At 38.2% G+C, this 13124-nt stretch carries 15 protein-coding genes; 10 read left to right on the top strand and 5 right to left on the bottom strand.

The window, feature by feature from the left end; genetic code table 11:
- Nucleotides 1–179: 179 nt before the first annotated feature.
- The 3 genes from ACX9YW_RS14365 to ACX9YW_RS14355 form a co-directional block, all read right to left on the bottom strand.
- Nucleotides 180–470 carry a YciI family protein gene (locus ACX9YW_RS14365; RefSeq protein WP_460347526.1) on the bottom strand — a complete coding sequence of 97 codons (291 nt, stop codon included), beginning with the start codon at nucleotides 468–470 and terminating at the stop codon, nucleotides 180–182.
- Between the two features lie 41 nt (nucleotides 471–511).
- A complete protein-coding gene (locus ACX9YW_RS14360) occupies nucleotides 512–1540 on the bottom strand; it encodes a 3-oxoacyl-ACP synthase (RefSeq protein WP_460347524.1) in 1029 nt (342 codons plus the stop codon).
- A 206-nt stretch (nucleotides 1541–1746) separates the two neighbouring features.
- Nucleotides 1747–3177: a sigma-54 interaction domain-containing protein gene (locus ACX9YW_RS14355; RefSeq protein WP_460347522.1), complete on the bottom strand. Its 1431-nt coding sequence runs from the start codon at nucleotides 3175–3177 to the stop codon at nucleotides 1747–1749.
- A gap of 208 nt (nucleotides 3178–3385) precedes the next feature.
- Between ACX9YW_RS14355 and fabG the strand changes: the two genes are divergently transcribed.
- From fabG to ACX9YW_RS14340, 3 genes are all read left to right on the top strand, one after another.
- Nucleotides 3386–4126 (top strand): 3-oxoacyl-ACP reductase FabG, encoded by a 741-nt coding sequence (fabG, locus tag ACX9YW_RS14350; protein ID WP_460347520.1) that lies wholly within the window; start codon nucleotides 3386–3388, stop codon nucleotides 4124–4126.
- Nucleotides 4127–4189: 63 nt separating this feature from the next.
- A complete protein-coding gene (locus tag ACX9YW_RS14345; RefSeq protein ID WP_460347518.1) occupies nucleotides 4190–5002 on the top strand; it encodes an alpha/beta fold hydrolase in 813 nt (270 codons plus the stop codon).
- Between the two features lie 304 nt (nucleotides 5003–5306).
- Nucleotides 5307–5648, top strand: a complete 342-nt coding sequence (locus ACX9YW_RS14340) for a zinc ribbon domain-containing protein (protein WP_460347516.1) — start codon at nucleotides 5307–5309, stop codon at nucleotides 5646–5648.
- Between the two features lie 77 nt (nucleotides 5649–5725).
- On the opposite strand, the gene ACX9YW_RS14335 is transcribed toward ACX9YW_RS14340, so the two are convergent.
- Nucleotides 5726–6133: a hypothetical protein gene (locus ACX9YW_RS14335; protein ID WP_460347514.1), complete on the bottom strand. Its 408-nt coding sequence runs from the start codon at nucleotides 6131–6133 to the stop codon at nucleotides 5726–5728.
- A 350-nt stretch (nucleotides 6134–6483) separates the two neighbouring features.
- On the opposite strand from ACX9YW_RS14335, the gene ACX9YW_RS14330 reads away from it, so the two are divergent.
- The 6 genes from ACX9YW_RS14330 to ACX9YW_RS14305 all read left to right on the top strand — a co-directional run bounded on the left by ACX9YW_RS14330 (nucleotide 6484) and on the right by ACX9YW_RS14305 (nucleotide 11248).
- Nucleotides 6484–7089: a LysE family translocator gene (locus ACX9YW_RS14330; protein WP_460347542.1), complete on the top strand. Its 606-nt coding sequence runs from the start codon at nucleotides 6484–6486 to the stop codon at nucleotides 7087–7089.
- A 447-nt stretch (nucleotides 7090–7536) separates the two neighbouring features.
- The gene (locus ACX9YW_RS14325; RefSeq protein WP_460347512.1) at nucleotides 7537–8304 is read left to right on the top strand and encodes a hypothetical protein; all 768 of its coding nucleotides are present in this window, start codon (nucleotides 7537–7539) and stop codon (nucleotides 8302–8304) included.
- A 3-nt stretch (nucleotides 8305–8307) separates the two neighbouring features.
- The gene (locus tag ACX9YW_RS14320; RefSeq protein ID WP_460347510.1) at nucleotides 8308–8694 is read left to right on the top strand and encodes a GntR family transcriptional regulator; all 387 of its coding nucleotides are present in this window, start codon (nucleotides 8308–8310) and stop codon (nucleotides 8692–8694) included.
- Nucleotides 8681–9382, top strand: a complete 702-nt coding sequence (locus ACX9YW_RS14315; RefSeq protein WP_460347508.1) for an ABC transporter ATP-binding protein — start codon at nucleotides 8681–8683, stop codon at nucleotides 9380–9382. Before ACX9YW_RS14320 ends, ACX9YW_RS14315 begins: the two co-directional genes overlap by 14 nt.
- A 2-nt stretch (nucleotides 9383–9384) precedes the next feature.
- Nucleotides 9385–10302 (top strand): ABC transporter ATP-binding protein, encoded by a 918-nt coding sequence (locus ACX9YW_RS14310; protein WP_460347506.1) that lies wholly within the window; start codon nucleotides 9385–9387, stop codon nucleotides 10300–10302.
- Nucleotides 10295–11248: an ABC transporter permease gene (locus tag ACX9YW_RS14305; RefSeq protein WP_460347504.1), complete on the top strand. Its 954-nt coding sequence runs from the start codon at nucleotides 10295–10297 to the stop codon at nucleotides 11246–11248. Before ACX9YW_RS14310 ends, ACX9YW_RS14305 begins: the two co-directional genes overlap by 8 nt.
- Before the next feature lie 638 nt (nucleotides 11249–11886).
- Here the strand turns inward: ACX9YW_RS14305 and ACX9YW_RS14300 are convergent.
- On the bottom strand, nucleotides 11887–12090 hold the full coding sequence (locus tag ACX9YW_RS14300) for a hypothetical protein (protein ID WP_460347502.1): 204 nt from the start codon (nucleotides 12088–12090) through the stop codon (nucleotides 11887–11889).
- 272 nt (nucleotides 12091–12362) lie between these two features.
- Between ACX9YW_RS14300 and ACX9YW_RS14295 the strand changes: the two genes are divergently transcribed.
- A complete protein-coding gene (locus ACX9YW_RS14295) occupies nucleotides 12363–12986 on the top strand; it encodes a hypothetical protein (protein WP_460347500.1) in 624 nt (207 codons plus the stop codon).
- Nucleotides 12987–13124: the final 138 nt, after the last annotated feature.

The following is a 13124-nucleotide window of genomic DNA, read 5'->3' as shown; positions in this document are numbered from 1 at the left end:
AGACACCTTCTCTACGACAAAATAACCTGCTATTTACACAAAACTGGCGTAGAGACGCCCTCCTCTACGACAAAATGACCTGCTATTTAAACAAAACTGTCGTAGAGACGTCTTCTCTACGACAAAATGATCAGCTATTTAACCGGAACTGTCGTAGAGAGGTATCTCCAACAAAATTTTTACAATAAATAATTATTCTCTTTGTCTGCCAGTTTCCAAGTCCGGATTTCGAAGGTTTCGGTCCCACTCGAAATAAAAGGATCAGATTGGGCTATTCTTACAGCTTCTTCGTAAGAGTTAGCACGAACAACAATCATCCCACCTTCATAATCAGTAAAGGGACCACAAAGCTCCAGTTTTTCGCTTTCGTCCAACTCTCGCAAGAAAGCGACGTGTTCCTTGACTAACTCTTCGGTAAAACTTTTTCCTGGATTCATAGATAATAGAATTACATATCTAGTAGTTTCCATGAGAGGTTTCTCTCCTTTGGATTTGTCATTTAACCTATCTCTCACTTTTCAATAGGTCCCCATTTGATAACATTCGCCGCCCAGGCATAACCAATCCCTGCTGAAATCATGGAAATAACGGTTCCATCCGTCACCTTGCCTTGTTGTATAGCTAAGTGTAAAGACAGGATTTGGTCAACCTGGCCCATATGTCCATATTCGCTTAAATAAATCGATTGATCCTCCGTTAGCCCTAGTAAGTCCAACAAATATTTATGCATCGAGTATTTAAAATGAAGCACAGCAAGATAACCTAATTCTTCCTTTGCAATCTTGGATTTTTCAAAGGCACGGTCGATACAGTGAATCCAATTTGGCATCGACACTTCATTTAAGCGATCCTTCATATGCTTTTCGTCAAATAACCGCAAAGACTTATAGGCTTCTTGAAGGTTTTCGGTTGTTATTGGCTTTTCGGTACCGCCAAATTCCACCCCGGCATCCCTTGCCATCGTTCCGTCGGTCATGATATGAGAGCCCAGTAATAAATTGCGACCTAGATTCTTCTTTAAAATAATTGCCCCAGCGCCTGCAGAAAGATTGTACATCATTGACATTGCCCGGTCAGTGTAATCAACAAAATCACCATTGCGATAACCACCAACAATCATGACTGTATGTATGTCTTCATCGGCGATCATCATATCCTTGGCAATCTTCATCGCAGATACGGCCGTACAGCATCTTTGCTGTAAATCGATGCCCCATGCATGAGTCGCGCCAATTTTTTCCTGAATATAAATGGCAGTAGTAGTAAGCGGATATTCCTTCCACTCCTCACCAATCGAGATGACTAAGTCAATTTCCTTCGGATCGATGCCAGTATTTTCAATTGCCGCTAGTCCTGCTCTAACTCCCATCTCCTGAGTGCCGTCGGTTTGATCCGGAAGCGGCTTTTGCTTGATTCCTAGTTTTTCAATGATCGCTTCTTCCGTCCAAACACCCTTTGTCGCATCAGCGATATCCTTAGCAGTCATTCTTGGTGTCGGGATGTAAATCCCCGTTCCTAAAATTCCTACTTGTACCGTCATGTGAAACCCCTCCTTAAATCTTCACTGCCAGATCCCTTGATGGTCATAATTGTTTTGCAATTTATGTGCCAATATTAATGAGAAACACGGCTAGTTAATGAAAAAAGATACTATGAAAGGGTTTTGGCAAATGAATAGACCCCATTTTCTCGAAGCCCCTTTTTGAATTCAGAATCAACTGTCCGATTTTCCGACACTCCTAACAATCAAGACAAACACCTTTCCAACTGATATTTTTCCATCTTATCATATAGGCTTGATCGGCTTATTTTTAAAACTTCAGCGACCCTCACCTTATTATAATGAAACTCCTCTAAACAATTTTGGATGATTTCCTTTTCCGTTTCCTCCAAAATACTCTTCAGTGTTTGCCTATTGGTTATCTTTTGGACCCTTTTCGATTTCGTAATCGTGTATGGCAAATGGTCTGTATGAATGGTATCGGTATCGGTTAAATTGATGGCGCGCTCCAAAACATTTTCCAGTTCGCGAACATTTCCTGGCCATTTGTAGTGAAGGATATGCTCCATGGCATTTTCCGAAATATCGCAAACATGGACACCTAACTTGTCCGAAAGCTTTTCAAGCAGCTTCATCGAGATTTCGGCGACATCCTGCTCGCGCTCGCGTAACGGTGGAATCTCAATTGACATAACATTTAGCCGGTAAAATAAATCTTCGCGGAACTGTCGCTCGGCAATCAGTTTTTCCAAACTTTTATTTGTTGCAGCAATAACTCGAACATCAACCGGAATCGTTCTAGCCCCTCCGACCCGTTCAATTTCCTTCTCCTGAAGAACACGAAGCAGCTTCGCCTGCATCGCCAGTGGCATATCGCCTATTTCATCCAGGAAGATCGTTCCGTGATTGGCCAACTCAAATTTTCCGGGTTTCCCACCTTTTTTTGCCCCAGTAAACGCGCCTTCCATATAGCCGAATAGCTCCGATTCCAGTAAGTCTGCCGGGATTGCCGCACAGTTCACCTTAATAAAGCTTTCATGGCTTCTGTTACTGGAATGGTGGATGGCATGGGCAAATAACTCCTTACCGGTCCCGCTTTCCCCTAACAACAATACATTTGAAATGGTATGCGAAGCCTTTTTACCCATATAGATGGCGTGAATTATTTTCTCACTTGTGCCCATAATATTTTCCCAGCTGTACTTAGCTCCTTGGATTTGCACGAGCTGTTCCTTTGCATAGTTGAGTGCACTTTCAAGCAGCTTGTTTTTTTCAATAATATCCTTGAATTCCTTTACATCTTGAAAAAGCAGCAATCCGAAGCCGTAGACGACCTCCTGATTTTGATCAAGGACCGGAATGCGATGGACGATTGCCGTCTTGCCATTTTTAAATCTATGCTTCCAGGCAATCTCCGGCTTTTTCGTTTTAAACACATAAGGAAACCGCGAAAATTCATCCACCTCGAGGACTAGCTTCCCGATGATTTCATCCTTTGAAAATCCCAAATAATCCGCAAAAATCTGATTAATCATCCGGACTCTTGTTTCTTTATCTATTAAAATGATAGGAACCCCAATCGGATCAAAAATCTTTTCCATTGTATGAAGAAATTCTTGCGAACCTAGTATTTCTAAATCAATAGTTGTGACAACGTTCGATACTTCCAACCCCATAAAATAAAAACCTCCCTGTAAAACGTTGGTCTTTTTTACCATATTAGCACAAATTCCAACTCAATTGTCTGAATTTCATACACTGTCTGAATTTTACGACAAAGTTGAGCTTTAAATAAAACCTATACTCCTACTGCTAATGCTACAATGAAATTGGCAAGATTCTTGCAAGAGAAAATAGAAACTACTCAATTTGGAGGGATATTTTGTGAGATTAGCAGATAAGGTTGCCATTATCACTGGCGCAGGAAGAGGAATTGGGGAAGCAACAGCTATTAAGTTTGCAAAAGAAGGGGCAAAGATTGTGGTTGCTGATGTGAACAGCGAAGATATTAATCAGACCGTTCAGACGATCACGGAAGCTGGTGGAAAAGCAATCGGGATGGTTGTCGATGTAACCAATGTAGGGCAGGTAGAAAAAATGGTATCAGATACGGCCGAGCATTTTGGAAGCGTTGACATTGTGGTTAATAATGCCGGAATCACGGCTGATGCTCAATTAATTAAGATGGAAGAAGCTCAATGGGATCGGGTTATTGATGTGAATTTAAAAGGTGTTTTTAACGTCGCTCAAGCAGCTGCCAAGTACATGAAGGAGCAAAAAAATGGTGTCATTTTAAATGCCTCTTCTGTCGTTGGCCTATATGGAAACTTTGGACAAACCAACTACGCCGCAACCAAGTGGGGCGTGATTGGGATGACGAAAACATGGGCAAAGGAGCTTGGCCGGTTTGGAATTCGCGTCAATGCAGTGGCACCAGGATTTATTATGACTCCTATGGTCGAAAAAATGCCTGAAAAAGTTCTCGATATGATGAAAGGAAAATCTCCCCTTGGCATGTTAGGCCAACCGGAAGATATCGCAAATGCCTATACCTTCTTGGCTTCCGATGAAGCACGTTATATCACTGGTTCTGTTCTCAGTGTGGATGGCGGAGTAGTCTTGTAATAGAGTTATGGTGGGCTGGATTGATTCTATCGATTCAGCTCTATTTTTTAGGAGGTTGTGAGAATGGCAGTGATGAACATTAACGGAAACAATCTTTACTACGAAACTTATGGAAGTCCTGATGCTCCGAATACGATTATGTTCCTTAATGGTGTGATGACGACTACATCTAGTTGGTCGTTGTATTACCCGTTTTTTGAAAAGCTTGGCTATCGAATTGTCCTTCATGATTTTAAGGGGCAAATGAAATCCGACAAACCGAAAGGGCCCTATAGCTTCAAGGAACACGCGGAAGATAGCAAAAAACTTTTAGAAAAATTGGGTATTGAGAAAGTCCATGTTGTTGGCACCTCTTACGGCGGCGAAGTTGGGATGAGATTTGCGATTGACTACCCTGAGGCGGTTGCGAGCTTGGTTTTAATAGATGCTGCCAGTGAGGTGGATGAAACTAGTAAATTATTCGTTGAAGGATGGAAGCACTTGGCAAAACAGCAGGATGGCGAAGCCTTTTTCTGGGGTGCCGTTCCCTCTTTATATTACAATTCGTTTGTGGCGAAAAATAAGGAGTTTTTAGCCGAACGAGCGAAGTTGATGAATGAAATTGATGCTAGTTATTTTAAGGGGCAGGTTAGCCTATATGATACTTATGTGAATGATCTGAATTTAACTGGAGAGCTTGGAAGGATTACCTGCCCGACACTAGTTGTCCTAGGTGAAAATGATGTACTCACACCACGAAAGTTTGCTGATATTCTGGTTGAGAACATTCAAAACGCCGAATATGTGATTATCCCAGAATGCGGCCATGTCACCATTTTTGAACAGCCGGAAACCTTGAAGACGGCGATGGTTGGGTTTATTTTGAAGAATAGTTAAATGCGGGGACTGAGCAAGCTACACTCTTTATACCAGTTCTGCTAATTTGATTGCTATTTTTTGTACAGAGTAATTCTTTATTTGTGACAGATATGTGAAATAGTTCGATTTATATGTAAAATAGTTCGATTTATATGTAAATTGGTTCGATAGCCGTTTAAAAAGGTTCGATAAATTGGCAAAAGTGTTCGATTTCTTTCTGAAAGCGTTCGAAATAAATAAAGCTAAGTGAAAATCTTGAATTTTGAAACCTATGTTTCTTCTATCCGTATATTCTGTTAACCAAAAGAGGATAGGTGATGAGATGCAAAACTTCGGTGTGTTTCTACTTCTATTAGGTATAGGGATGATGGGATTTGCAGGTTACGACTTTTTTACATTAGGTACTTGGGAAGAGCCAAAATATTTTTGGATGTTTTTCGTAGGTGGTCCACTACTGTTTATTGGCTTCGTTTTAAATGGAGCAAGATTTCAAAAGACAATGTTAAATCAACATAAAGAGAATATCCACGAAACGATGAAAGTGATGGGCGAAGGATTGCGAGCTGGATTAAATGCTCAAGACAAATTTTGTTCTAATTGCGGTAACGGTGCAAGCAGTGAAGATAAGTTTTGCTCAAAGTGCGGTAAATCATTACTATCATAAATAGTCATTCCAAATTAATCTAATTTATCCCTTATGCCTTATAATAAACCCATCTGAAAATCAGATGGGTTATTCCGTTATCTTACCACCAAATCTACTTCCCTGACCATAACCCAGCCATCGCTCTTAATTTGCCATTCTTCAGTAGTAAATAATCTTGAAAGGTCTTTTCCCTCTTTAACTAAAACTTGTTCATAGAATACGATTGCATTTTCATTGTTTTTCATCCGGATAATCCTATTTTCAAAACGTTTCTCTGTACCAATAAGCGCATTTACAGATTGACGCATTCCATCTATAGCTTCGTCATACGTATAATAAGTCGGTTTCGATTCTTTATTAGTAAAAAATGTTACATAATACCCTGGGTCCATTTGCTCCACACCAGCAGTATCACCGGTCATCATTGCATCATTCCACTTAGACAAATAGTTATCATGCCATTCTTTAAAGGAATACTCCATATCGAGTAAATCTTTAGTCATTTTTGATTTCCCCATCCAATTTTAAAATTAATATTTTCCCAGAAAATATTGTTTAATAGCCTTCTTTTTTAGAATTACTTAATAAATCACTTTTTGATTTCCTTACAGATTGTTCCATCAAAACTTTTTATTTAGAAGTATTCGATATATGCACCTATAATCCCTTCTCAATCGTGGCAGAGTATCCAGCAACTTCCACATCGTTCATTTGGCGGATTTATGTTTAGAAAATATATATATTCAACAAATAACGGGCTTTATATATAATAAAATGAAAGAATCATATATCCAGACCTTACCATAAGCAGGAGGGAGATCCTAAAGTGGAAAACTTTTATCTGTTTGTCCTTATGTGTTTTTTCTTTATCATTTTACCTGGTCCCGATACTGCAATAACTACAAAAAATACTGTCATCTTTGGAAAAAAAGGAGGTCTTAAAACAGTTTTTGGTACTTGTTGTGCCCTTCTTATCCATACTTCTGCCGCTGTCTTAGGACTCTCAGCCATCATTATGAAATCGGCGTTATTCTTTTCTTTCATAAAATATGTGGGTGCTGTTTACTTAATCTATCTTGGTGTAAAAACATTAATATCTTTAAAGAAAAAGGAGGAAACAACAAGCGTTAAGACAAACAATAAAATTCAGTTTGTAAGCACATCTTGTTTTCAGCAAGGGTTTCTTACAAATATCCTAAATCCTAAAACCGCTGTATTATTCTTATCCTTTTTCCCTCAGTTTATTGGCTCAGGAAGCAATACCTTTTTACCATTTCTTATTATGGGTGCTACTTATACTTTAATGACAGCACTGTGGTCTATCCTTTTTGTCCACTTAATCAATCAGATTAGTGCTTTTATGAAAAAACCCAAAACCCAAAGTATCATTGAAGGAATCACAGGAACAATATTAATCGGTTTTGGGATAAAATTGTTTCTTGAAAAGGCGCATCATTAAGTTTTCACTTGCATTAGATAGGACTTGGATTTTCTATAATCTGGTGCCTACCTCCAATATTTTTGGATATTTTTCGTAGGAGCGTCACTTCTTATTATTGGCATTGTTTTAAACGGGCAAGGCTACAAATGGCCATGCTAAATCAACAAAACGAAAATATCCACGAAACGCTGAAAATGATAGGCGAAGGTTTACGAGCTGGATTAAAAACTCTGGATAGGTTCTGTTCAAAACCGGGCAAAAAAGCTCGGTTCTTTTTTTAATGCTATTCATTATTCAAATTGTCAATAACCCATTCTCTCCCCCTAACAATATACCAAAGTGCATCCGTTTAACATCCTATTACTTATTTGGAAAATATTATAAAAATGGGTATTGCATGTTCTTATGTATTAGTATACTATCTAACTAGAACACCGATACACAATAATAAAGTGAGGCGATTTTATGGATGCCTTTTATGGGCTTTTAAAAAAGGAATGGAAGCTTTCTCGAGTGCACATATTTATCGGCATTGTGATTTTACTTACCCTACTGGTCGCCGGCTATCTCGTAAGTGTTCGAATCTTTGAACCGATCTATTATTTTTTTGGCGTTAGTGGATTACTTTTTCTGCATATATTTTATATTCCAATTATTTTCGGAATAAGTCTTCATGGTGAGACAAAACAGCTACAACTTTGGCTGCATACACCTCAGAAAGTGACCAGTCTTGTTACAGCAAAACTGTTAGTCGCCACTGTTGGCTACATCTTTTCTTTTATCATCATTGCCATAGCCACAAAATATGCTTTCGATTGGAATGTAGCGGATTTTAAGAATGCTGACGTTTTTACTGTTGGAAACGTTATTAGTGTAACCATCATGTTATTTCTCTCCTCACTGTCAATTGGAATCATCTTTTTATTTTGTACAGCTATCAATTTATGGCAAAAGAAATACATTCGAAGGTTTCAAAATTTATCACTCATTATTATCATTGTCGTCCTTTATTTAGCGACAAGTTTTCTGGAACAAACAGTATGGTTTGCGACAGCTACTAATTGGCTCCAAATCAATGTACCGATCAACAAGACGATCGATATCACAACTCATTCTATTAGTGTGAATAAACAAGCGATTATATATGTTGGCGATATCGTCTACCAAGTTGGAAAATACCTTTTTCTATTCTTCTTTTCCTGCTATGTCATTGATAAGAAGGTAGAGGTGTAAAAAATGAGCGAAGAGTTCCATGGAACAAAACCCATTTATCTGCAGCTTGTCGACCGAATCCATCGGCAGATTATCCGAGGAGAATTAAAATTAGGTGAGAAGCTCCCTTCTGTAAGAGAGATGGCGGTTCAATCAGGCGTTAACCCCAATACGGTACAGCGGGCCTATAGCGAATTAGAGAGGATGATGACAGTGGAGACACGACGCGGGCAAGGGACCTTTGTTACCGAAAATGAAGGTGTTCTCAATGAGCTAAGAAATGAAATCGTGTTAGATCTCGTGCGTGTCTTCACTACCAATATGATGGAATTAGGTTTTACCATCAAAGAGATGATTGCTGCCGTTCAAAAAATTGTCGAAGAGGAAGGGAATCCGCATGATCAAATTTGAAAATGTTACGAAGACATATGGTTCCCTTTGCGCCGTAAAGCCTTTTTCATGGGAGGTTCGAAAAGGTGGAATCGTTGGGCTTATTGGAGAAAATGGCAGTGGGAAATCGACCATTTTAAAACTTATGTGTGGACTGGTTAAACCTACAAAAGGACAAATTACGATGAACGGAATACCCGTTACTAGAAGAAGTGTCGAGAAAATTGCCTATTTATCTGAACTAGATGTCTATTATTCTGGGTTTACCGTTTCCGAAACAATTGAATATTTTGCTTCTCAGTTTCCCGATTTTAACCGGAATAGGGCTTATGAAATCCTTGATTTTATGAAATTAGCAGGAAATGTCAAGGTTAACTCCCTTTCAAAAGGGAATAGAAGCCGAATGCGAATGGCCATTACTTTAGGCAGAAATGTACCTTACATTTTGTTAGACGAACCTTTTTCAGGGATGGACCCGATGGTAAGGGAATCGATTATCAAAGGACTACTTTCCTTTGTCGATATAGAAGAGCAAACGATTATTATCACAACTCATGAAATTGCTGATGTAGAACCATTACTTGATGAAGTCATGGTCATGAAAAATGGTGAAATCATTGCCAAACAAGAGGTCTTTGAAATTCACGAAACGACAGGTTTAAGTATTTTAGAGTGGTTTAAAAGGCTAAATACGAACAGGGAGGTTTAGAAATGGAATCGATCGTACAGTTAAGAAATGTAAAAAAGAAAATTGGCAAAAAGGAAATCATTAAAGGATTAACCTTTGATGTTTATCCTGGAGAAGTGTTTGGTTTTCTAGGTCCAAACGGTGCTGGGAAAACAACCACGATTCGAATGATGGTCGGATTAATGGGAATCACAGAAGGTGAGATTATCATCTCTGGAAAAAGCATTACAAATAATTATGAAGAAGCGATTGTAAATGTAGGCGGTATCGTTGAAAATCCTGAGATGTATAAATTTTTAACAGGCTATCAAAATCTCATTCATTTTGCAAGAATGCAAAAAGGAGTCACGAAACAAAGAATCGACGAAGTGATTACATTAGTTGGTTTAGAGAATCGAATCCATGACAAAGTTAAAACTTATTCACTCGGGATGAGACAACGACTTGGCTTAGCGCAAGCTTTACTGCATCGCCCAAAACTATTGATACTTGATGAGCCTACAAACGGCTTAGACCCAGCAGGGATACGTGAAATTAGAGACTATTTAAGAAAACTGGCAAGAGAAGAAGGCTTAGCAGTCATTGTTTCCAGCCATTTACTTTCTGAAATGGAAATGATGTGTGACCGAATCGCCATTATTCAGCAAGGAACATTAGTGGAAGTAAAAGCTATTAATGAATTTGTTAATAACGTTGATTCAGATATTTATTTATTGGCAGTCGAACCACAAACTCTAGCAGCTCAATTGATAAAAAATCATTTAGAGATTGAATCCCAGCAGACAGAAGAAGGTCTCCAATTGCCAATTTCAAAGGAAGAAATTCCACAGCTTGTGAAAGTACTTGTGGAAAACAATATACAAATCTATGGAATTGCCCAAGTAAAGAAATCACTTGAAGATCGATTCCTTGAACTGACAGGAGGGTCAAGTATTGGCTAGTTTAGTTGCATTAATTCAAAATGAAAATATGAAAATATATCGTCGTGTTGGAACATGGGTGATGGTTGGATTACTTCTTTTAGCGATTATTGCTACGGCCATTTTAAATGTTACGTTTGGTAGTGAAACGAAATCAGATTGGAAAACTGAAGTAGCCGCTAACTCAAAACAGTTGGAGCAAAATATTGAAAATCCTCCTCATTTCAATAAAACATTAATAGAAATGCAAAAACAGCAGCTAGCTATTAATGAATACCGTTTGGAACATGATATTGCTCCAATTGAAAGTAGAACACTATGGGGCTTTACATTGGAATCTGCCGGAATAATTATCTTAATTACCTTATTTACAGTCATCGTTGCTGCCGGATCGGTTGCTGCAGAATTTTCATGGGGAACAATCAAATTACTGATGATTCGCCCAGCTTCCAGGGCTAGAATTCTATTATCTAAATATATTTCTACAATCTTATTTGCTTTATTGTTACTCGCGATTCTCTTGGTGACATCCATGATTTCCGGTGGATTTGCCTATGGGTTCGACCAGTTAGATATCTCTCATCTGGCATACAAAGATGGTAAAGTAGTCGAAGTTTCCATTTTCATGCACATCTTAAGTGTTTATGGTCTGAATTCTATCCAACTCATTATGATGGTCACATTTGCATTTATGGTTTCATCGGTGTTTAGAAGCTCCTCCTTAGCCATTGGTTTAGCGATTTTCTTAATGTTTATGGGCAGCCAAGTCACATTCTTAATCGCACAAAAATTTGATTGGGCCAAATACATTTTGTTTGCGAATACCGATTTAACGCAATACATTGATGGCGTTCCGATGGTAGAAGGAATGACCATGACGTTTTCCATCATCATGCTAATCATCTATTTTATTGGTTTTAATCTGATATCTTGGGTTACGTTTCATAAACGAGATATTGCAGCCTAGAATCTTAAGTGCAGATCAGATAACTGGCCTGTTGGTATTGGGCGGAACTATGCATCATCCGCCCGGTTCTTATTGGATTAGCGAGTGTTCAAAATTACCTTGTAGGTTGTGGGCTGGACAAGACCGTTCCAAGTTGGGCAAATCAGGGAAAACTTGGGCATATGGTCTGAAAGTTGGACATATCGCGGAAAAGTTGGGCATATATTTTAATAGTTGGGCATATGTGCCGAAAAGTTGGGCATATATTTTAAAAGTTGGGCATATATTTTAAAAGTTGGGCATATGTGCTGGAACTTGGGCATATCAATAAAAAGTTGGGCATAAATACCGATTATTTTTCAGAGAAATATAGATTTTTCTTAAAATGAAGTCGTTTTTGAGTGAAATTTTAGTCTAATCACAAAAAAATCGAAAAAAACGCTACGTTTTTTATTAAAAAAGCAAAAAAAACTTCAAGGGAAGGATTGTCTCTAGAAAACGTTTAGAAATGATTCCTACCACAACCCATAATGAATGACCACACATTCAAAATATCAGATGGAAGTTTAATATTAGATAAATTCTTATCTATTAAGAAAAACCGGGCGAAAACTACCCGGTTTTTTTGTCTAAATCCTCCAACTCGCACATCATTTTTATTAGAAACTTTTCTTGCAGCTTGGACATTGATGCCCATATTTTTGGCGCTTCATTCTGGCATGACAATTAGTGCAGGTTACTAACAGAGATTCTGCCTTTATCAATGCCCCACTATCTATACCAATCGCTCTTTTTAAAACTATATATTTAAATCCGAAACCTAATGCAGTACCCGATAATATTAATCCTATTAGCAACCACATAGGAACCCCACCTTATCTTTTTGTTTTTGTTAGCGCTACCACCCAAATAATCTTCAAGGTTTATTTATTAATAAAGTTTTAATAAAAAATCGATACCAGTCCATCACCAATAGTTATTTCTTTCACGGATTAGTCTCAACATTCAAAAATTTGTGTTAAAATGATTGATATGCTTTACATTTATAGGGAAATACAACAGTTTAAAAGATATTTAAGTAAAACCAACCATTATAGTTCATGTCACATAAACAAAATAGGGAGATGGGCATTGAATGTTGAAGACCTATGATTATCGAAAAAAGTATCCAGAAATTTACCTACCGAAAACAGAAGAATTAGTGTTTCAGCCGTTACCAGAGTTGACATACGTTTCACAGCGAATGGTCACTTCTTATAATATGGATTGGGACGGGAGACCCGAACCAATCGACGAAAGATGGCTAGCTTGGAAAGTCGTCAATCAATTAAAACAAATCACTAAAGTAGAACTTGAATATAAATTTAAACTAATGCCACCAGAAATTGTTTGGCGTGAAAAGATTAACGATGATAAGTGGGTGGTAGATCAAATGATGTTAATATCGGATCGCGCTACCGAAGAAATGTATGAACGAGCAATAGAAAAAGTAAAGCAAAACTTGCGAGTGAAAGACTTACCTACCATTTCATTTGTGAAGCGCCCTCCTTCCTTGACGGCACAAAAACTTCATGTTGGTAACTATAAGGACTCTGAAGAAGTTTATGAAACTATGAAAAGTGAATTGCAAGAACGAGGATATCAATCAACAGGAAAATGGCGTGGAATCTACTTACATCCGGCAATGGATTGTTATCCAGCTCATAACTGTAAGACGGTTATATCGGTTGATATTGTTAAAAAAGCATCCGTTTGTTGAACAAACCTCTCTGGAGATATCTGCTTCACCTACAATTTGTTGAAAAGGCTCCTATCTATAAAGGAAGGGGCCGTCTTTGTTAATTTACGTCCACCTCTACCTTCCCTACCTATCAAAATCTATACCCCCATATTATCA

It is taken from the genome of Pseudoneobacillus rhizolycopersici (assembly GCF_054786815.1).
Note: the sequence above shows the minus strand (reverse complement) of the source record. Positions and strands in the feature narration are given on the sequence as shown.